Genomic DNA, 20441 nt, shown 5'->3' on the forward strand with positions numbered 1-20441 from the left:
CGAGAGGTCGATTACGCCTCGGCGCGGCCGCTCTTCGATCCGGACGTGCTCGCCTTCGGCACCCATAGCGACGTCATCCCCGGCCTCGATCAATGGGTCAAAACCCAATGGGACAATGTCTGGCCGAAGACGACCGACTTCCGTTTCGTCCTCGATCAGACCTCCGTTCTGGCATCACCGGACGGTATGATGGCAACCGTCGTCGCGCCGTGGACGAGCACGGGCTATCATCCCGATGGCAGCACGTTCGCGCGCCCAGGCCGCGCGACGATGGTGTTTTCGAGGAACGGCGATGGCTGGCTGTGCGTGCATTCGCACATGTCGCTCAATCGCGGTGTGCCGCAGGCGAGCCACGCCAATCGGCCGGTAAAGGCCTGGTAGCTCGACCGCGTGCACGATCGACATGCAAAAGGCCCCATTCCGGGGCCTTTTGAGTTCGAGCTGCAGCGAGCCTTATTCCGGCTGGCCGATGCTGACCTTCAGCGTGCCGATGCCGTCGACGCCGCATTCGAGCTTGTCGCCAGGCTGGAGCTGCGACACGCCGGCGGGCGTGCCGGTCATGATGATGTCGCCGGCGGCGAGCTTCACCTGCTGGGAGAGCTGCCAGATGATCTCGGGCACGTTCCAGATCAACTCGGTGAGGTCGCCCTTCTGCGCTTCCTTGCCGTTGACCGTCAGCCAGATCTTGCCCTTGGAGGGATGGCCGATCTTCGAGGCCGGCTGCAGCGCGGAGCAGGGCGCCGAATAGTCGAACGACTTGCCGATCTCCCACGGGCGCTCCTTCTTGCGCGAGGCGATCTGGAGATCGCGCCGGGTGAGGTCGATGCCGACGGCGTAGCCGTAGACGTGGTCCAGAGCCTTGTCGGCGGGAATGTTCAGTCCACCGCTCTTCATCGCGACGACCAGCTCGACCTCGTGATGCAGATCCTTGGTCAGAGGCGGATAGGGAATGGTGGCGCCGTCGGGCACCAGCATGTCGGCATGCTTGGCGAAGAAGAACGGCGGGGCGCGCTCGTCATTGCCCATCTCGCGGATGTGCTCGAGATAGTTGCGGCCGACGCACCAGATGCGGCGTACCGGATAACGGCCGCTCTCGCCGACGACGGGAAGCGAAGCCTGGGGCGGAAGCGGGATGACGTAGGAGGCGGCGTTCATGCGGGTCTCGCTGCTCTTGAGGTGGAACGAACTCTATGCGGTTGCGCTGATCGGCGCCAGAGCGCCGGCGTCGTGATGCTGCAGGCGGAAGAACGAGGCATAGCGGCCGCCGCGACGGAGCAGCTCGTCATGGCGGCCCTGCTCGACGATCTCGCCGCCTTCGACCACCAGGATGCTGTCTGCGTGCATGATGGTGTGCAGGCGGTGCGCGATCACGATGGTGGTGCGGTTCTGGCAGAGATGCTCGATCGCCTCCTGCACCTGCCGCTCGGATTCGGAATCGAGCGCGGCAGTGGCTTCGTCCAGGAGGATGATCGGCGCGTTCTTGAGCAGCGCGCGCGCGACCGCAATGCGCTGGCGCTGTCCGCCCGAGAGCTGGGTGCCGTGCTCGCCGACGGGCGTGTCGTAGCCGAGCGGAAAGCCCGTGATGAAGTCGTGCGCGCAGGCCGCCTTCGCCGCCTCGACGATCTCGTCCTCGCTGGCGTCCGGCTTGCCGAAGGCGATGTTGTTGCGGATGGTGTCGCGGAACAGATAGACGTCCTGGCCGACATAGGCGGTCTGGGCGCGCAGTGATTTGCGCGAGACCGACGAGATCGGCTGGCCGTCGATCACGATGTCGCCCTGCGTCACCTCGTAGAAGCGCAGGAGCAGGCCCAGCACGGTCGACTTGCCGCCGCCGGAGGGGCCGACCAGCGCAGTCACCTTGCCGGGCTCCGCGACGAAGCTCATCCGGTTGAGCACCGTCTCGCCCGAGCGATAGGAGAAACTGACATCGCGCAGCTCGATACGGGCATCTGTCAGCTTCAGCGCCGGCTTGTCATCGTCGGACTGCTCGCTCGCGGGGCTGTCGACGACCTCGAGCAGCATACGGGCGCCGACGAGCTGGCTGTTGAGATCGATGTTGAGCCGGGCCAGCCGCTTGGCCGGCTCGGTCGCCATCAGGAATGCGGTCATGAAGGAGAAGAACGCGCCGGGCGTGGCGTTCAGCGCGACCACGGCATAGCCGCCATACATCAGGCAGCCCGCGACGGCGAAGCCGCCCAGCATCTCCATCAGCGGGTTGGAGCGGTTGGCGACGCGGGCCATCTTGTTGGCGTTGCGCTCGACGACCGCGATGTTCTCGTCGATGCGCTTCTGCATGGTCTCTTCGAGCGTGAACGCCTTGACGGTGCGGATGCCCTGCAGCGATTCCTGCATCGTTTCCATGATGTCGGCGGTGCCGGTGAACTGGTTGAAGGCGAGGCCCTTGATGCGCTTGACCAGCTTGCGCAGCACCAGCATCGCCGGGGGCACTGCGACGAGGCCGATGAACGACATCAGCGGATCCTGCCACACCATCACGCCGATCATGGCGAGCAGCATCAGGAGGTCGCGCCCGACGGCGTTGACCAGCATGTTGAGGACGTCGGTGATCGACTTGGCGCCGGCGGTCAGCCGCGCCAGGAATTCGGAGGAGTGCCGCTCGGAAAAGAAGCCGACGCTCTCGCGCATCAGCTTGGCGAACAGCTGGCGCTGGTTGGTGGCGAGGATGGCGTTGCTGATCTTGGTCAGGATCACCATGTGGCCGTAGGTCGCCACGCCTTTGATGAAGAGCAGAACGACCGTGATCCCCGAAAACATCGCGATGCCCGGGATGTTCTTGTCGACATAGGCCTGGTTGATGACCTGGCCGAGCACGTAGGTCGCGCCTGCGGTCGCACCGGCCGCCAGCGCCATCAGCGCGAAGGCCACGAGGTAGCGCCGCCAGTAGATGATTCCCTGTTCCGTGATCAGGCGGCGAATCAGGACCGCTGCCGCGTAGGGATCGTCGGTGATTTTCTTTGGAAACTGGGCCATCCGGTGTCCATTGACGGCGCAGGACAAAAGCCTGCCCGCGCGTCAGGGATCGATGGGCCTCTGTGCCCGCTCAAGCCGGGTTTTTCAAGCCCAATTAAGGGCTTGCGCTTGGGATGATTCTAGGCGGAGGCGGCGTGGCGGAGCTCGCCGTGGCGCTCGCGGAACAACTTGTCCTCCCAGGCCAGCGCATGGGCTGCGATGGTCTCGAGGTCGTCGTATTGCGGCCGCCAGTCGAGCAGGCTGCGGATGCGGCTGGTGTCGGCGACCATGGTCATGATGTCGCCGGGCCGGCGCGGGGCGTATTGCACGGCGAAGCTGCGGCCCGAAACCCGGCGCACCGCGTCGATGGTCTCCAGCACCGAATAGCCGCGGCCATAGCCGCAATTGAGCGTGGACGAGGCGCCGCCATTGCGCAGATAAGCGAGTGCCGAGCGATGGGCCTGCGACAGGTCCGTGACGTGGATGAAGTCGCGGATGCAGCTGCCGTCCGGGGTCGGATAGTCGGTGCCGAACACGTCAATCTTGGCGCGCTGGCCGGTGGCGGCCTCAACCGCAATCTTGAGCAGGTGCGTGGCGCCGACGGTGGCTAGCCCAATGCGCGCCTGCGGATCGGCGCCGGCGACGTTGAAATAACGCAAGGTCACGTATTGCATGCCGTAGGCGGCAGCGACGTCGTGCAGCATGATCTCGGTCATCAGCTTCGAGGAGCCGTAAGGCGACAGCGGCCGCGTCGGCGCATGCTCGGGCACCGGCACCTGATCCGGATTGCCGTAGACCGCAGCGGTCGAGGAAAAGATGAAGCGGCCGATGCCGCGCTTGACCGCCACGTTGAGCAGGTTACGCGCAGTGGTGAAGTTGTTGCGGTAATAGCCGAGCGGATCGCGCATCGAATCCGGCACGACGACCGAGCCTGCGAAATGGATGATGCTCTCGATGTCGTGCTGAGCGATCACGCCTTCGAGCAGGTTCTCGTCGCCGGCATCGCCGATGAACAGCGGCACGCCTTCGGGCAGGTAGGCCGAGAAACCGGTGGAGAGATCGTCGATCACGACGACGTCCTCGCCGGCTTCCGCCAGCGCCAGGACCGTGTGACTTCCGATATAGCCGGCGCCGCCGGTGACTAGCACAGTCATGATCTCACCCGTCTTCGATCAACGCGCAAGGCTAGCGCTTGCGTGGTGAAGAGGGGGTATCGGAGCGGCTGAACTGGTCACTATGCTTAATGTTGCGTATAGGGACTTTGCGAAATGGAGTGTGACGTGGCGGGTTTCCCCGGCGATCTCGAATTGATCGTGCCAAATCTGCACAGGCGCTATTCCGGGGTCACCGCGACCAACCGGATGGTGGCGCCGCGGCTGGCAAAGCTGTACCGCGCCGCCTGGTTCGGCTCGGACGCGCCGGCGGGGATCGCGCGCCTGAGCATCGGAGATCTCCTCAAGCTATGGCGCCGCAAGCGGTCTGTGATCTGGCATGCGCGCCGCAACAACGAGATGATCGCGGGCGTTGGCTTGCGCGCGCTCGGCTGGCCGCTCAAGCTCGTGTTTACCTCGGCGGCGCAGCGGCACCATAGCTGGATCACGCGCTGGCTGATCCGACAGATGGATGCGATCATCGCGACGAGCGACATCTCGGCCTCGTTCCTGAAGGTGACGGCGACGGTGATCCCGCACGGCGTCGACACCGACGTCTATGCGCCGCCCCAGGACCGCGCTGCGGCCTTTGCCGAAAGCGGCCTGCCGGGCCGCTACGCCATCGGCTGTTTCGGCCGCGTGCGTGCGCAGAAGGGCACCGATCTGTTCGTCGATGCGATGTGCCGTCTGCTGCCGCGTTATCCGGATTTCACTGCTGTCATCGTCGGGCAGGTCACGGCCGAGCAGACGCCCTTTGCCAACGACCTGAAGAAGCGCATCGAAGCAGCAAACCTGCAATCGCGCGTCGTCATCACCGGCGAGCTGCCGATCGAAGCAGTGCAGCGCTGGTATCAGCGGCTGACGATCTACGCCTTCACCTCGCGCAACGAAGGTTTCGGTCTGACGCTGATCGAGGCGATGGCGGCGGGCAGCGCGCTCGTGGCCGCGCGCGCCGGCGCGGCGGAGCTCGTCGTCGAGGATGGTGTCACCGGCGTGCTGATCCCGACGGGAGATGCCGACGCGCTCGCTGCGGCGCTCGAGCCGCTGATGCGTGATGTGGCCGTGGCGACCGCGATGGGCGAGCGCGGGCGGGCGCGGGTGCTCGAGAAGTTCAGCCTCGATGCCGAGGCGGCGCGGATCGGCGCGGTCTATCGGCCGCTGCTCTGAGGCCGTTTTCGCCTGTCGCAAACAAAACCGCGAAATAAACCCCATGCACAGTAGCCGGGGTCAGCAAAATCAAGGAGTTGGCGGAGAGTTCGAGAGATTGCGGATTTTTCGAACGAATTTTGACTCGTCGGGCAAAACAGTGGCAGGATGTCATCATCCGCCCGAGCCACGATCGCCTCAGTTCGTCACCCGCTTCCCGCTTCCCCCAGCACCCTCTCCGCAATCCCCACCACCTCGCTTGCCGCAATATTCCGCATGCAGCGGTGGTCGTTCACCTTGCAGACCGTGCTCTGGCAGGGCTGGCAGGACAGCTTTTCCTTGTCCTGCACCAGTGTCGCGGCGAGGCCGTTCAGCGGGGCCCAGAGATAGGGGCTGGTGGGACCGAAGATGCCCATGGTCGGCGTGCCCAGGGCGGCTGCGATGTGCATCAGGCCGGAATCGTTGGAGATGGCAACGCCGGCGGCGGCCATGGCGAGGATGCCGTTGCGCAAGTCCGAGCCGGTGAGATCGCGGACGCCCGGGCCGCCGGCGGCGACGATCTCCTGGGCGAGCTCCATTTCGGCGGGACCGCCGACCACCCAGACCTCGAGGCCGCGCTCGACCAGCAGGCGGGCGGCTTCGGGATAAGAGGTCCAGCGCTTGGAGACGCCGACCGAGCCCGGGGCGAGTGCCACCGCAGCGCCGGCACCGAGACCATTGGCCTCGCGCCACCGGGCGATCTCCTCGGCCGGGACGCGCAGTTGCGGTACCGGCCATTCCGCGGGCAGGGGCGCGCCGTCGGGCTGGGCGAGGGCGGCGTTCTTGTCGATGAAGCGGGGCAGCTTCTTCTCACCCCAGCGCCAGCGGTTGAGCAGGCCGAACCGGAACTCGCCGACGAAGCCGATCCGTTCAGGAATACCGGCGAGTGCCGGCGCGATGGCCGCTTTCCAGGTCCGGGGCAGCACCAGGGCAGTGCCGTAATTCTGTTTCCGCAGCAGCCCTGCCAAGCCGAACTGGCGTGCGACGGCCAGCCGGCTGCGCGGCATATCCCAGACGATGCCGGCGCGCACCCCGGGCATGTAGTCCACCAGCGGGGCGCACAGGGAGGTGGTGAGGAGATCGACCGGCCGGTTCGGCCAGCGCTCCTTCAGGACCCGCACGACGGTGTGATTCCGCACGAAATCGCCGATCCACATGTAGGGGACGATCAGGATCGGGCGTGTGTCGCTCCGATCTGCATCACTACCAAGTTGCGAATCAATATTCATTCGTTATGAGGGCCGAACACGTGCCGATATGGCGGCTCGGTTAGCCGCTCCGGGCCGGCAGGTAAAGGCGGCAGAAGAGCAATCCCAAAACAGCTTACACTTTGGCGGATCATGCGCTAGGGCAGGATCGGGCACCTAAAATCGGGCAGGTAGGTGGAATGTTGCTGGTGACCGGCGGGGCCGGTTTTATCGGATCGAATGTCGTGGCCGCGCTGAACGAGGCCGGTCGCAGCGACGTCGTGATCTGCGATCTCCTCGGAACCGAAGGCAAATGGCGCAATCTCGCCAAGCGGCAGCTTGTGGATATCGTTCCCCCGACCGAGCTGATGGACTGGCTGAAGGGCCGCAAGCTGGAGGCCATGATCCATCTCGGGGCGATTTCCGCGACCACGGCGACCGACGGTGATCTCGTCGTCGAGACCAATTTCCGCCTGTCGATGCGCCTGCTGGACTGGTGCACGATGAATGCCGTGCCGTTCATCTACGCGTCCTCGGCGGCGACCTATGGCGACGGCACGGAAGGCTTCGACGACGATTCTTCGCTTTCGGCGCTGAAGAAGTTGCGGCCGATGAATCTCTACGGCTGGAGCAAGCACCTGTTCGATCTCGCTGTCGCCGAACGTGTGGCGCGCGGCGATCGGCTCCCGCCGCAATGGGCCGGCCTGAAATTCTTCAACGTGTTCGGGCCGAACGAATATCACAAAGGCTCGATGATGAGCGTGCTGGCGCGGCGCTTCGACGACGTCAGGGCAGGCCGCGTTGTGCAGCTGTTCAAGTCGCATCGCGAGGGCATCGAGGACGGCGATCAGCGTCGCGATTTCATCTATGTCGACGATGTCGTGCGCGTGGTCCTTTGGCTGCTCGCGACGCCGTCGGCGTCCGGCCTGTTCAACGTCGGCACCGGCAAGGCGCGCAGCTTCAAGGACCTCATGCTGGCTGCCTATGCGGCGCTCGGCACCAGGCCCAACATCGAATACATCGACATGCCCGAGCAGATCCGGGACAGCTACCAGTATTTCACCCAGAGCGAGGTCGATCGTCTGCTCCGCGCCGGCTATAACGGCGGCTTCACGACGCTCGAGGACGCGGTGAAGGCCTATGTCGGGGATTATCTCGACCGGCCCGACCGCTTTCGCTGAGGCCCTTTCGACCATGCCGACGCCCATTCTCGATTTCGATGCCCTCGCGCAAGCCATCTCAGGCCGTACGGTGCTGTGCATCGGCGACATCATGCTGGACGAGTTCGTCTACGGCGAGGTGTCGCGGATCTCGCCGGAAGCGCCGGCGCCCGTCATCGCCGCCCAGCGCAGCGAGATCCACGTCGGCGGCGCCGGCAACGTCGCGCGCAACGTCGCTTCGCTCGGCGCGCGCTGCATCTTCGTCGGCCTCGTCGGCGACGACGACGCCGGCACGCGGCTCGAGGCCGCGCTCAATGATCAAGCCGGCATCGAGAGCGTGCTGGTGCGCGACGCCTCGCGGCCGACCACGCGAAAAGTCCGCTTCGTCTCCGAACATTTTTCCACGCACATGCTGCGCGCGGATTGGGAGCAGGCGCTGGCTGCGTCCGACGAGATCGAAACGAAGTTGATCGACGCGATCCTGCCGCAGATCGCGCGCGCCGATATCGTGCTGCTGTCCGATTATGCCAAGGGCGTGCTGACGGCGCGCGTGATCCGCCACACCATCGATGCCGCGCGCAAGCTCGGCAAGCCGGTCATCGTCGATCCCAAGAGCCTGAACTGGGCGATCTATCGCGGCGCGACGCTGCTCACGCCCAACCGCAAGGAATTCTCGGAAGCGACCCGCAGCCGCGCCGACACGGTGCAGAGCATCGTCGAGGCCAGCGAGGACGTGACGCGGCTCGCCGACTGCGAGGCGATCCTGGTCACCCAGGGCGAGCACGGCATGACCTTGGTGCCGCGGAATGGCGGCGCCGTCCACGTGCCGGCCGTCCCGGTGAAGGTGCGCGACGTCTCGGGCGCCGGTGACACCGTCGCCGCTGCGGTTGCGGTGTCGCTCGCGGCCGGCGCGGACTGGGACACGGCACTGCGCATGGCCAACGCCGCCGCCGCCGTCGCGGTCGGCAAGCGGGGCACCGCCAGCGTCAGCGCGGCCGAGCTGCGACGCAAGATCCTGCCGCATGCCACGCTCGCGGCCGAAGAGAAGATCGTGCTCGACCCGGCAGCACTCGACGCGCAGCTCGCCGAATGGAAAAGGCAGGGCCTGCGCGTCGGCTTCACCAACGGCTGTTTCGACATCCTGCATCCCGGCCACGTCAAGGTGCTGACCGCGGCGCGCGCCGCCTGCGACCGCCTGATCGTGGGGCTCAACAGCGACGCCTCGGTGCGGCGGCTGAAAGGTGTCGATCGTCCGGTCCAGGACGAGCGCGCGCGTGCCGAGGTGCTCGCCGCACTGGAGGCCGTCGATCTCGTCGTCATCTTCACGGAGGACACGCCGATCGACCTGATCACCAGGATCAAGCCCGGCGTGCTGGTGAAGGGCGGCGACTACACACGCGAACAGGTCGTCGGCCATGAGGTGGTCGAGGCCGCGGGCGGGGCGGTCGTGCTGGTCGACATTCTCCAGGGCTTCAGCACGACGGCGTTGGTGCATCGCGCCCGGGGAGGGGGCAAGTGACGGCGCTCGCACGCGAGACCCCCGGCCAGATGTTGCGGCGGCGCCTGCGCAGTCCGGCGGCCTGGCGTGAAACAGTCGATCTGTTTGCGATCCTGACTGCGGCCTCGCTGCCCTGGTCGACATCGCTTGCGGGGATCTTCAACGCGCTGATGCTGATCTGCATGGTGCCGTTCCTCGATCTACGCGACTTCCTGCAGTCCTTGAAGCGTCCGATCTGCATTGCGCCGATCGCGCTGGTCGTTCTCGCGCTGCTGGGGACGCTATGGTCGGACGCGGCCTGGGGTGCGCGCTTCTACGCGGTCAATCCGACCGTCAAGCTGCTCGTGCTGCCGGTCCTGCTCTATCATTTCGAGCGCTCGCCGCGTGGCCACTGGATATTCATCGCTTTCCTGGTGTCCTGCGCCTTGCTGTCGGTGATGTCCTGGCTGGTCGCCTTCTACCCGAACCTCGCGCTCAAGACCGATCCGCCCGAGCGCGGCATCTTCGTCAAGAACTACATTGACCAGAGCCAGGAATTCGCGCTTTGCGCGGTGGCGCTCGCCTATCCGATCGTGATGCTGTTGCGCGAGAAGCGATACTGGTTCGCCGCGTTGCTGACGGCGCTGGCGCTTAGCTTCTTCATCAATATGACCTCGTGGTGGTGTCGCGCACCGCGCTCGTCACCATTCCGATCATGTTCGGCGTGTTTGCACTGCTTCACCTCAAATGGCGCAGCATCGCGATCATCTCCGGCGCGCTGCTCGTCGGCGCCGTTCTCGCCTGGCAGGCCTCGCCGCAATTGCGCCACACCGCCGAGAGGTTTACCACCGATTACACCGGCTATGTGGAACGGGGCGAGGCAACCTCCATGGGCATGCGGCTCGAGTTCTGGCGGAAGTCGCTCGGCTTCTTCGCGGAGGCGCCGATCCTGGGGCACGGCACCGGTTCGACCCGCGGGTTGTTCGAACGCGTCGCGACGCCCGCCGGTCAGGGGCGGGCGTCAGCCGAGGTGATCGGCAACCCGCACAACCAGACGCTGAACGTTGCGGTGCAATGGGGCGCGATCGGCGTCGCCATTCTCTACGCGATTTGGATATTGCATCTGCGGTTGTTTCGCGGCGACGGGCTTGCCAATTGGATCGGACTCCTAGTCGTGGTGCAGAACGTCTTTACCTCGCTGTTCAACTCGCATCTGTTCGACTTCCACGAGGGCTGGATGTACGTCATTGGCGTCGGCGTCGCCAGCGGAATGGTGATCCGGGAACAACAGCTTGGGGCGAAGATGAGGGAAGCCGGTTCCTGAGGGGCCACGCGGCTGGCAAGTCTTGTCGAGATGGGCTATCAGCGCGGTCAAGTTGCATTTAACTGGGTTTTCATCGGTCGGCGGATGACGCGACTTTCGCATCTCACCTCGCGCAATTTCCTGATCGCGCTCCACGACCTGCTGGCGACCACGGCGGCGCTTTTTGCCGCCTTCTATCTGCGATTCGAGGGTGGCGACGATTTCTTCGAGCGCCTACCGCTGCTGTTCCAGATCCTGCCCTACTTCCTCGCCTTCAGCGTGGTCGTGTTCTTCCTCTGCAATCTGACCACGACGAAATGGCGTTTCATCTCGCTACCTGACGCGCTGAACATCATTCGCGCGGCGACCGTGCTCACGCTTGCGCTGCTCGTGCTCGACTACATCCTCGTTGCCCCCAACGTTCGCGGCGCCTTCTTTCTCGGCAAGGTGACGATCGTCCTCTACTGGTTTCTCGAGATCTTCTTCCTCAGCGCGCTGCGCATGGCGTACCGCTACTTCCGCTATACGCGGGTGCGGCGTCACGCGAGGGGCGGGGAGGCCGCGCCGACGCTGCTGATCGGCCGCGCCGCGGATGCCGAAGTGCTGCTGCGCGGCATTGAGAGCGGAGCGATCAAGCGCATCTGGCCGATCGGCGTCTTGTCACCATCGCCTGCCGATCGGGGCCAGCTCATTCGCAACGTGCCGGTGCTGGGCGGCATCGACGACGTCGAGGATGTGATCTCGGATTTCGCCAAGCGCGACAAGCCCATCGCGCGCCTCATCATGACACCATCGGCTTTCGAGCCGGAGTCGCATCCGGAATCGATCCTGATGCGGGCGCGCAAACTGGGTGTGATCGTGAGCCGGATGCCCTCGCTGGAGAGCGGCGATACGCCAAGGCTCACGGCGGTTGCGGTCGAGGACCTCCTGCTGCGTCCGAGCGAGAAGATCGACTATGCGCGCCTGGAGGCCTTGATCAGGAGCAAGGCCGTGATCGTCACCGGCGGCGGCGGCTCGATCGGATCCGAGATCTGCGAGCGTGTGGTCGCCTTCGGCGCGGCACGTCTCTTGATCGTGGAAAATTCCGAGCCGGCTCTCTACGCGGTCACCGAGGCGCTGGCCGCGCGTGGTGCCACAGCACAGATCGAAGGCCGGATTGCCGACATTCGCGACCGCGAGCGCGTCATGCGCCTGATGGCCGAGTTCAAGCCCGACATCGTCTTCCATGCCGCGGCGCTCAAGCACGTGCCGATCCTCGAGCGCGATTGGAGTGAGGGCGTCAAAACCAACATCTTCGGTTCCATCAACGTCGCGGACGCCGCCGTTGCCGCCGGCGCCGAGGCGATGGTGATGATCTCTACCGACAAGGCAATCGAGCCGGTGTCGATGCTCGGCCTCACCAAGCGCTTTGCCGAAATGTACTGCCAGGCGCTCGATCGCGACCTCGCAGCCGGAGCGAGCGGCAGCAAGCCGCCGATGCGGCTGATCTCGGTCCGGTTTGGCAACGTGCTGGCCTCGAACGGGTCGGTGGTGCCGAAGTTCAAGGCCCAGATCGAGGCCGGCGGGCCGGTGACGGTAACTCATCCCGACATGGTCCGTTACTTCATGACCATCCGCGAGGCCTGCGATCTCGTCATCACCGCGGCGACGCATGCGCTTGGGACGCAGCGTCCCGACGTCTCGGTCTACGTGCTCAACATGGGCCAGCCGGTGAAGATCGTCGATCTCGCCGAGCGCATGATCCGCCTGTCCGGGCTGCAGCCGGGCTACGACATCGAGATCGTGTTCACCGGCATGCGGCCGGGCGAGCGCCTGCACGAGATCCTGTTTGCCTCGGAGGAGCCGACCCGCGAGATCGGCGTGCCCGGCATCATGGCCGCGCAGCCGAACGAGCCGCCGATGCAGACGCTGCGCAAATGGAATGCGGCGCTTGAGCAGGCGATCGCGCGCGACGATCGCGCCACCATCAGGACCATCCTGAAGGATGCCGTGCCGGAATTTGGATCCACGGCGGCCTGACCATTGTTGCGCAATCCAGCGCTCGGGGAGCGACGATGAGCGAACGCAAACCGGTCGTGCTGGTGACGGGAGCGAGCGGCTTCATCGGCCGTCACCTCGGGCAGGCGCTGGTGCGCAAGGGATGGTCGGTCCGCCCCGTCGTCCGCAAGCGGCAGGGCATCGACGGCGAGGTCGTGATCGAATCGATCGGCCCCGACACCGATTGGCGGGCCGCGCTCGAGGGGGTGGAGGCGGTCGTCCACCTTGCCGCGCGCGTGCATCACAGGCGCGAGGAGCATGCAGCCCAGCTCTACCAGGACGTCAACACCGCCGGCACGGTGCACCTGGCGCGCGCTGCGGCGAAGGCGGGCGTGCGCCATTTCATCTTCATCAGCACCGTGCTGGTGCATGGCCGCAGCAACGAGGGCAGGGCCCCGTTCAACGAGAACGACGTCCCGACGCCGCGCGGCCTCTACGGGACGTCCAAGGCGGCGGCCGAGGCAGGCCTGAGGACGCTCGCGGGCGAGAGCGACATGAAGATCTCTGTGATCAGGCCGCCCATGGTCTATGGCGCGAGCGCCAAGGGAAGTTTCGCTCTGTTGACGCGCGCGATGAACCTTGGGGTGCCGTTGCCGTTCGCCGCGATCCGCAATCGCCGCGCCTTCCTTGCCGTGCAGAACCTGTCGTCCTTCATCCTGCACCGGCTCGCTCATCCAGATGCGGCCGGCCATTTCGAGATATTCCTGCTCGCCGACAGCGAGCAGTTCTCGACGCCCGAATTCATCGCGCGTCTGGCTAAGGCCTCCGGCAAGCGCCCGCGACTGTTCGGCGTGCCGCCGGGCCTGCTCAGCGCGCTTTTCCGAATGATCGGCCGGCAGGACATGCATGACAGCCTGATCGGCTCGCTCGAGCTCGACGTCTCCAAGGCGCTCGCGACCGGCTGGCGGCCGGAGGTTTCGCTCGACGAGGGGCTGCGGCTCGCCGTGTCGGCTCAGGACGCCTGAGGCCGGGAGAAGCGGCGCAGCAGGAGGGCGACCGCGATGGCGCCGGCGATCAGCGCGGGCAGCGTGACGGCCACCGTCGCGGCGCGAACGGCGAGGATCGCCAGCCCTGCGAGCACGAGGTTAAGCAGGAAGACTTCGCCGCTCACCCGGGACACCGAGAAACCGTTGTCGGTCGCGCGCTGATAGAAATGCGAACGGTGCGCCGACCAGAACGGCTCGCGGCGCGCGATGCGCCGAAACAGCGTGATGGTGGCATCGGCGAGGTAGTAGGCCGGCAGCAGCAGCGCCGCAGCCGCTTGTCCGTGCCAGGCGAGCTCGAGCAGGCACCAGCCGAGCAGGAGGCCGATCGGCAGGCTGCCGACATCGCCCAGGAAGACTTTTGCGACAGGACGGTTGAACGGCGCAAAGCCGAGCATGGCGCCGCACAGCGCGGTGGCGATCAGCACGGCCGGCCATGGAAGATCCCCGAGCATTCCCAGCAGCAGCAGCGCAGCGGTGACCGGAACGACTTCCGCCACCGTCATCAGGTCGAGCCCGTCCATGAAGTTGACGAGGTTCACGAACCAGACGCCGGCAAGGACGATGAGGCCGCGCTCCAGCGCGAGCGGCAGCGCCGGCACGATGCGCGCGGTGTCCGGGGCGGTGAACACCACGGCGCCGACGCAGGCGGCCTGCAGCACCAGGCGCACCAGCACGGGCAGCGATACGATGTCGTCGACGAAGCCGACCAGCGCGATCACGATTGTCGCAGCGACCAGCGCCGGCGGGATCGCGACATTGGCGGAGACCCCCCACAGCGAGGCAACGATCAGCGTCGCGGCGATCACCGCGATGCCAGCGCCTGCGGGGTCGGGACGCGATGGGAGGACCTCGCATTCGGCCGCGCCAGCGCGTAGCGCTGCAGCAGGGGGCGGCTGGTCCAGGTCACCAGCGCCGAGATCAGCGCGGCCGCCGCAACGGCAAGCAGCAGGGCCGCGCCGGCGAGCGCATCGGCAGCCGAATTCACTCCGGCACTCCGATCGGGGCCGACCCTTGCGCGGCTTTCTCGGCGCTGAGGATCCAGACCAGGCCGCCGACTGCCCCGACCAGGAAGAACACGGCGCCGAACAGCAGCGAGACGTTGACGCCCTCGTTGGCGGAAAGTCCCGCGAAGCCGAACGCAAGGCTCATCGTGGCCTCACGCACGCCCCAGCCGGCGATCGAGATCGGCATCATCGTGATCAGCATCACCGGCGGCACGAGCAGAAAGACGTCGCTGAAGCGAACCGGGGCCCCAATCGACTGCACGACGCACCAGGCGATGACGACGGCGAGCACGTGAACGAGGACCGACAGGATCGCGACGACGGGGCCGCGGGTGCCGCTGAAGATCACGCGATTGGCGATGACGGCGCAGGCGTGGATGTGATGCGTTGCCCACCAGGTCTTCAGCCAGCGCCATTTCAGCGCGCCGAAGATCAGGAAGCCGAGGCCGCCGGCGAGCGCCAGGAGGTCGATGAGCAGCAGCGCCGAGCGACCGTGCGGATCGGTGATGAGGGTGTAGCTCCAGGGCAGGCTGGCGACGATCAAGATCGCGAGCGCGACCAGGCCAATGGCGCGGTCGACAAAGATCGAGTAGGTCGCCGTGCGCCAGCCGGCGCCGGCGCGGGCGACGAGCCACAGGCGCACCGCATCGCCGCCGATCGCCGACGGCAGCGTCTGGTTGAAGAACGAGCCGATCACGTTGTATCGCATGGCGCGGCCGAGCTCGAGCGGCGCGCCGCAGGCGGCGCTGATCTCGCGCCAGCGCAGCACGCCGACGAAGATCTGCAGGAACGTGACCGCGATCGCGACACCGAGCCAGAACAGGCTGGTCAGGGTGAATCGGGAAAACAGCTCGGATAGGTCGACCTTGCGCAGCGCCAGATAGAGCAGCGCCGCGGAAATCAGGATCTTGGCCGTCGACAACAGGATTCGGCGCATCTCGTCCGCATGAACAGGGTTTGCTAAGATTGAGGCAACCCGACGCGAGGCGCCGAATTCGGCCGCTTTGGTATGGTTTTGGCGCCGATCTTGCAATAGCCGTCGTTAAGGAGGCGTCGTTGAGGAGCCGTCGTTAAGGACGCCATGAGGAGATCGCGTGAAGGAGCGGGGAGCCTATTGCGACCCCGTCGAGGTGGCGGCTAGACAGGATCGGGCGAGGGATCACCCAGGGAACAGGATGACGGATCAGGCGATTTTGGTCACGGGCGCGGCCGGCTTCATCGGCTTCCACGTCGCCCGGCAGCTCCTGGGCGAAGGTCGCGCCGTCGTCGGGCTCGACAATCTCAACAGCTATTACGATCCGGCGCTGAAGAAAGCGCGCCTTGCTCTGCTCCGGGACCAACCGCGTTTCTCGTTCGTCGAGGCCGATCTCGCCGACCGCGAGACCATGGCGGCGCTGTTCGCGCAGCATCGTTTTGCCAAAGTCGTGCATCTGGCCGCGCAGGCCGGCGTGCGCTACTCGATCGAGCAGCCGCAGACCTACGCCGATTCCAATCTCGTCGGCTTTCTCAACGTGCTGGAGGGCTGCCGCAACAATGGCTGCGGTCATCTGGTCTACGCCTCGTCATCCTCCGTTTACGGCGCCAACACAAAACTGCCATTTGCGGTTGCGGACCGCACCGACCATCCGGTCAGCTTCTACGCCGCGACCAAAAAGGCGAACGAGGTGATGGCGCAGTCCTACAGCCATCTTTATCGCCTGCCGGTCACGGGGCTGCGGTTCTTCACCATCTACGGGCCATGGGGCCGCCCCGACATGGCCATGTTTCTGTTCGCGAGCGCCATCATGGCCGGCAAGCCGATCCGGCTCTTCAACCATGGCAAAATGCGCCGCGATTTCACCTATATCGACGATGTGACGCGCGTCGTGTCCAAGCTGATCGATCTTGTGCCTGCGGACGATCCGGCTGCCGCAAATGCGCCGTCAAAGCTCTACAATGTCGGCAATCATCATCCGGAGGAACTGATGCACGTCGTCGGTCTTCTGGAGCGGGAGCTGGGCCGGACGGCGATCAAAGAATTGCTGCCGATGCAGCCGGGAGATGTGCTGGAAACGTTCGCGGATGTCGAGGATCTCTCGCGCGACACCGGCTTTGCACCGTCAACGCCGATCGAGCATGGGGTTCATAACTTCGTCACCTGGTATCGGGACCATTTCAAGGTTTGAGATCACGATGGACAAACGCATAATCCCCCTGATCATGTGCGGCGGTGCCGGCACGCGGCTGTGGCCGGCTTCGCGCGAGGTTCGGCCCAAGCAGTTCCTGCCGCTGTTCGGCACGCGCTCGACGTTCCAGGACACGCTGCTGCGCGTGTCCGATCCCTCTTTGTTCGACCGGCCGATCGTCATCACCAACGCCTCCTACCGCTTCATGGTGCTGGAGCAGCTCGCCGAGATCGGCATTGAGGCCGACGTGATCCTCGAGCCGATGCGGCGCGATTCCGGCCCTGCCATCGCGGCCGGCGCGGTGTTCGCGCAGAACCGCGCCAGCGAGGCGATCGTGCTCGCGCTCGCCGCCGATCACGTCGTGCAGAATAATGCTGCCTTCGTCGCCGCCTGTCGCGAGGGCCTCACCGCCGCGAATGCCGGGCGCATCGTCACCTTCGGCGTCAAGCCGGAACGGCCGGCAACGGAATATGGCTACATCAATCCGGGCGACGTGATCGCGGGCGAGGTGCAGGCGGTTGCGCGCTTCGTCGAGAAGCCGGATGCGGTGAAGGCCTCCGACTACGTCAATTCGGGCTACCTCTGGAACAGCGGCAACTTCATGTTCCCGGCGAGCGTGCTGCTCGACGAATATCGCAGGGTCGATGCGGCAAGCGTCGAGGCCGTCATCAATGCGGTCAACAATGCCGGCCGCGATCTCGGCTTCGTCACGCTGGAGCCCGACGCGTTCGGCGCGGCCAAGGCGATCTCGATCGACTATGCGGTGATGGAGAAGACTTCGCGCGCCGCCGTCGTGCCGGTGTCGTGCGGCTGGTCCGACGTCGGCTCATGGCATGCGGTGTGGGAGCTGTCGGAGAAGGACGCGCAAGGCAATGCCGCGCACGGCACCGCCGTGTTCGAGGATTCCCGCAATTGCAACGTCACCACGGATTCCGCGCTGGTCGCGCTCGAAGGCGTCGACGATCTCGTCGTCGTCGCGACCGCGGACGCGGTGCTGGTCTCGCGGCAGAAGGATGCCAACGGGCTGAAGCGCCTGGTGACGAAATTGAAGTCGGTCGCGCCGAAGGTCACCGAAGAGCATCTCAAGGTGCACCGGCCCTGGGGCAGCTATCAATCCGTCGACAATGGCGAGCGCCACCAGGTCAAGCGCATCGTGGTGAAGCCGGGCGGGCGGCTGTCGCTGCAGAAGCACCATCATCGTGCCGAGCACTGGATCGTGGTCCGCGGCACGGCGCAGGTCACCGTCAACGAGACGGTGAAGACGGTGCATGAGAACGAGTCGATCTACATCCCGATGGGCGCCGTCCACCGGATGGAGAATCCCGGCAAGATCCAGCTGGAGCTGATCGAGGTCCAGACTGGAAGCTATCTGGGGGAAGACGACATCATCCGGATTGAAGACGACTATCAAAGGTCGTAACCAGCAAACTCCGAATCACGCAACCCGGGCCGAGAAGCGGTATCTTTTTCGGCCTAAGGCCCGGGGAACGTGTAACTTTTTGAATCAAATCGTGTCCGGCCCGAAAGGCGGGCATTCGCCACAAATGTGGCGTCCGTGCTAGAAGCGGCCCGGGGATTTGCGTTGAATCGGGGTTTGCTCAGATGAGTTCCAGGGGATCTGCACCGGCAAGAGCCGGCTTGCGCGTCGGTGTCATTGGTGCCGGCGTGATGGGCAGCAACCATGCGCGCGTGCTCAGCGGCCTGCCCGGCGTCAGCCTGGTCGGCGTCGTCGATCCCTCGCCGGCACATCGCGCACGGGCCACCGAACTCGCCAATTGCGAAAGCTTCGAGACGCTCGACCAGCTGTTCTCCGAAGGCGTCGATGCCGTCACCATCGCGGCACCGACCCATCTGCATCACGAGGTCGCGCTCGCATGCATCGCCAAGAACATCCATGTGCTGGTCGAAAAGCCGATCGCATCCACGGTGGAAGAGGGCCGCGAGATCGTCGCCGCCGCGCACAAGGCGGGCGTCACGCTGATGATCGGCCATGTCGAGCGCTTCAATCCGGCGGTCGCCGCGGTCAAGCAGGCGATCGCGGGCGAGGACATTCTCTCCATCGCGATCACCCGCGTCGGCCCGTTCCCGCCGCGCATGTCCAATGTCGGCGTCGTCATCGACCTTGCCGTGCACGACATCGATTTGATCCGCTGGTTCACCGAATCCGACATCGTCGAGGTGCAGCCGCAATTGTCGAGCGCGGTCGCCGAGCGCGAGGACATCGCGCTCTTGCAGTTCCGCACCGAGAGCGGCGTGCTCGCCCACATCAACACCAACTGGCTGACGCCGTTCAAGGCGCGCAGCGTCACGGTCGCAACGCGCGGCAAATACGTGATGGGCGATCTCTTGACGCGCCAGGTCACCGAATGCTTCGGCTTCAAGCCGGACGGCAGCTACTCGATGCGGCATCTGCCGGTCGGCCATGACGAGCCGCTTCGCGCCGAGCTGATCGCATTCCTTAAGGCGGTGCGCAACGGCGAGACGCCGGCAGTGACGGGCGACGAGGGCGTCGCCAGCCTCGAGATCGCCACGCAATGCCTGGAGAGGCCCTCGCGTCCTGCGGCGACGTCACCCGCGCGCAAGGGGCCGCGCCGCGTCGCCGGCTGATCCCTTCCATGTCGACCGCTCAAACGTCACAAGGCGTCATGAACCAGCACTTACGTTCCGAACCCATTCCCTTCATCGACGTCGCCTCGCAGCGCCGCCGGCTCGGCGCCTCGCTCGATGCGGCCGTGAAGCGCGTGATGGATCATTGCCAGTTCGTCAACGGGCCGGAGGTCTTCGAGCTCGAGAAGCAGCTTGCGGCCTACTCAGGGGCCAAGCACGTGATCGGCTGCGCCAGCGGCACCGACGCCATCCTGATGGTGATGATGGCCAGGAATGTCGGGCCCGGCGATGCCGTGCTGTGTCCGTCCTTTACCTTCATCGCGACCGCCTCGCCGGTGGCGCGGACGGGCGCGACGCCTGTCTACGTCGACGTCGACGAGGCGACCTTTAACATGAGCCCGGAATCGCTCAAGCGCGGCATCGCCACCGCCCGCAAGGCCGGCCTCAAGCCGGTCGCGGTGATTCCGGTCGATTTGTTCGGCCAGCCCGCCGATCACGATGCCATCGCCGAGATCGCCAGGGCCGAGGGCCTGTTCGTGCTCGACGACGCCGCGCAAGGCTTTGGCGCGAGCTACAAGGGGCGCAAGCTCGGCACCCTCGGCCACGCCACTGCGACCAGCTTCTTCCCGGCAAAGCCGCTCGGCTGCTTCGGCGACGGCGGCGCCATCTTCACCGATGACGACGAGCTCGCCGCCACCTTGCGCAGCATCCGCGTGCACGGGCAGGGCGTCGACAAATACGACAACGTCCGCCTCGGCCTGACCGGCCGGCTCGACACTATGCAGGCCGCGGTCCTGATCGAGAAGCTGAAGATTTTTGACGACGAGATCGCCGCCCGCAACAGGGTCGCGGAGCGCTATGCGCGCGGCCTGTCCAACGTGGTCACCGTGCCGCGCATCGCGCCGGGCAATACCTCAGTCTGGGCGCAGTACACCATTCGTCTTCCCAAGGGTATCGACCGCGACGGCTTCGCTGCCGCGCTAAAAGCCCAGGGAGTGCCGACCGCGATCTATTACGGCAAGTCGATGCACCAGCAGACCGCCTACAAACAGTACCCGGTCGCCGAGGGCGGATTGCCCGGTTGCGAGAGCCTGTCGCAGGACGTCATCAGCCTGCCGATGCATGCCTACCTGACCGAGGCCGATCAGGAGCGAATCATCGCCGCCGTCCGCGGCGCGCTGGCGGGCTGAGTTCTTCCCTCTCCCCTTG

The 20441-nt window shown here is 65.6% G+C and carries 15 protein-coding genes and 2 pseudogenes; 11 read left to right on the forward strand and 6 right to left on the reverse strand.

All coding sequences use genetic code 11. The features are described 5' to 3' along the window. Nucleotides 1–381: YybH family protein (locus tag XF30_RS14560; protein WP_109143128.1), on the forward strand; the 381-nt coding region annotated here is incomplete at its 5' end. Nucleotides 382–453: 72 nt separating this feature from the next. Here XF30_RS14560 and XF30_RS14565 read toward each other — a convergent pair. The 3 genes from XF30_RS14565 to galE all read right to left on the reverse strand — a co-directional run bounded on the left by XF30_RS14565 (nucleotide 454) and on the right by galE (nucleotide 4124). Continuing rightward, on the reverse strand, nucleotides 454–1155 hold the full coding sequence (locus tag XF30_RS14565; RefSeq protein WP_036029941.1) for a fumarylacetoacetate hydrolase family protein: 702 nt from the start codon (nucleotides 1153–1155) through the stop codon (nucleotides 454–456). A gap of 33 nt (nucleotides 1156–1188) precedes the next feature. Further along, nucleotides 1189–2991, reverse strand: coding sequence for an ABC transporter ATP-binding protein (locus XF30_RS14570; protein WP_109143129.1), 1803 nt, complete (start codon nucleotides 2989–2991; stop codon nucleotides 1189–1191). Nucleotides 2992–3110: 119 nt separating this feature from the next. Beyond that, nucleotides 3111–4124 carry a UDP-glucose 4-epimerase GalE gene (gene galE, locus XF30_RS14575; protein WP_036015779.1) on the reverse strand — a complete coding sequence of 338 codons (1014 nt, stop codon included), beginning with the start codon at nucleotides 4122–4124 and terminating at the stop codon, nucleotides 3111–3113. Nucleotides 4125–4250: 126 nt separating this feature from the next. Here galE and XF30_RS14580 point away from each other — a divergent pair, with 126 nt between their 5' ends. Next, the gene (locus XF30_RS14580; protein ID WP_109143130.1) at nucleotides 4251–5288 is read left to right on the forward strand and encodes a glycosyltransferase family 4 protein; all 1038 of its coding nucleotides are present in this window, start codon (nucleotides 4251–4253) and stop codon (nucleotides 5286–5288) included. 185 nt (nucleotides 5289–5473) lie between these two features. Here XF30_RS14580 and waaF read toward each other — a convergent pair whose 3' ends face one another. Then, entirely contained in the window at nucleotides 5474–6535 is a 1062-nt protein-coding gene (gene waaF / locus XF30_RS14585; protein WP_109143131.1) for a lipopolysaccharide heptosyltransferase II, read from the reverse strand. A gap of 158 nt (nucleotides 6536–6693) precedes the next feature. Here waaF and rfaD point away from each other — a divergent pair, with 158 nt between their 5' ends. The 5 genes and pseudogenes from rfaD (at nucleotide 6694) to XF30_RS14610 (ending at nucleotide 13435) form a co-directional block, all read left to right on the forward strand. Next, nucleotides 6694–7674, forward strand: coding sequence for an ADP-glyceromanno-heptose 6-epimerase (gene rfaD / locus XF30_RS14590; RefSeq protein ID WP_109143132.1), 981 nt, complete (start codon nucleotides 6694–6696; stop codon nucleotides 7672–7674). A 13-nt stretch (nucleotides 7675–7687) separates the two neighbouring features. Beyond that, nucleotides 7688–9172, forward strand: coding sequence for a D-glycero-beta-D-manno-heptose-7-phosphate kinase (rfaE1, locus tag XF30_RS14595; protein WP_109143133.1), 1485 nt, complete (start codon nucleotides 7688–7690; stop codon nucleotides 9170–9172). After that, nucleotides 9169–10454: pseudogene (locus XF30_RS14600) on the forward strand (O-antigen ligase family protein). The gene rfaE1 and the pseudogene XF30_RS14600 overlap by 4 nt, the downstream one beginning before the upstream one ends. Nucleotides 10455–10538: 84 nt before the next feature. Then, nucleotides 10539–12452 (forward strand): SDR family NAD(P)-dependent oxidoreductase, encoded by a 1914-nt coding sequence (locus XF30_RS14605; protein ID WP_192893140.1) that lies wholly within the window; start codon nucleotides 10539–10541, stop codon nucleotides 12450–12452. 35 nt (nucleotides 12453–12487) lie between these two features. After that, nucleotides 12488–13435 (forward strand): NAD-dependent epimerase/dehydratase family protein, encoded by a 948-nt coding sequence (locus tag XF30_RS14610; RefSeq protein ID WP_109143135.1) that lies wholly within the window; start codon nucleotides 12488–12490, stop codon nucleotides 13433–13435. Here the strand turns inward: XF30_RS14610 and XF30_RS14615 are convergent. Both XF30_RS14615 and XF30_RS14620 read right to left on the reverse strand, forming a co-directional pair. Further along, nucleotides 13423–14441 (reverse strand): annotated as a pseudogene (locus XF30_RS14615) (MraY family glycosyltransferase). The gene XF30_RS14610 and the pseudogene XF30_RS14615 overlap by 13 nt on opposite strands. Further along, nucleotides 14438–15397 carry a lysylphosphatidylglycerol synthase transmembrane domain-containing protein gene (locus XF30_RS14620; RefSeq protein WP_109143136.1) on the reverse strand — a complete coding sequence of 320 codons (960 nt, stop codon included), beginning with the start codon at nucleotides 15395–15397 and terminating at the stop codon, nucleotides 14438–14440. The pseudogene XF30_RS14615 and the gene XF30_RS14620 overlap by 4 nt, the downstream one beginning before the upstream one ends. A 238-nt stretch (nucleotides 15398–15635) precedes the next feature. On the opposite strand from XF30_RS14620, the gene XF30_RS14625 reads away from it, so the two are divergent. From XF30_RS14625 to XF30_RS14640, 4 genes are all read left to right on the forward strand, one after another. Further along, on the forward strand, nucleotides 15636–16625 hold the full coding sequence (locus XF30_RS14625) for an SDR family NAD(P)-dependent oxidoreductase (protein WP_109145713.1): 990 nt from the start codon (nucleotides 15636–15638) through the stop codon (nucleotides 16623–16625). Between the two features lie 7 nt (nucleotides 16626–16632). Continuing rightward, entirely contained in the window at nucleotides 16633–18045 is a 1413-nt protein-coding gene (locus XF30_RS14630) for a mannose-1-phosphate guanylyltransferase/mannose-6-phosphate isomerase (RefSeq protein ID WP_192893141.1), read from the forward strand. Between the two features lie 182 nt (nucleotides 18046–18227). Beyond that, complete coding sequence (locus XF30_RS14635; RefSeq protein ID WP_109143137.1) at nucleotides 18228–19232, forward strand: Gfo/Idh/MocA family protein; 1005 nt, start codon at nucleotides 18228–18230, stop codon at nucleotides 19230–19232. A 38-nt stretch (nucleotides 19233–19270) separates the two neighbouring features. Beyond that, nucleotides 19271–20422 (forward strand): DegT/DnrJ/EryC1/StrS family aminotransferase, encoded by a 1152-nt coding sequence (locus XF30_RS14640; protein WP_192893412.1) that lies wholly within the window; start codon nucleotides 19271–19273, stop codon nucleotides 20420–20422. Nucleotides 20423–20441 lie beyond the last annotated feature (19 nt).

This window comes from Bradyrhizobium sp. SUTN9-2, assembly GCF_003122645.1.
Taxonomy (GTDB): domain Bacteria; phylum Pseudomonadota; class Alphaproteobacteria; order Rhizobiales; family Xanthobacteraceae; genus Bradyrhizobium; species Bradyrhizobium yuanmingense.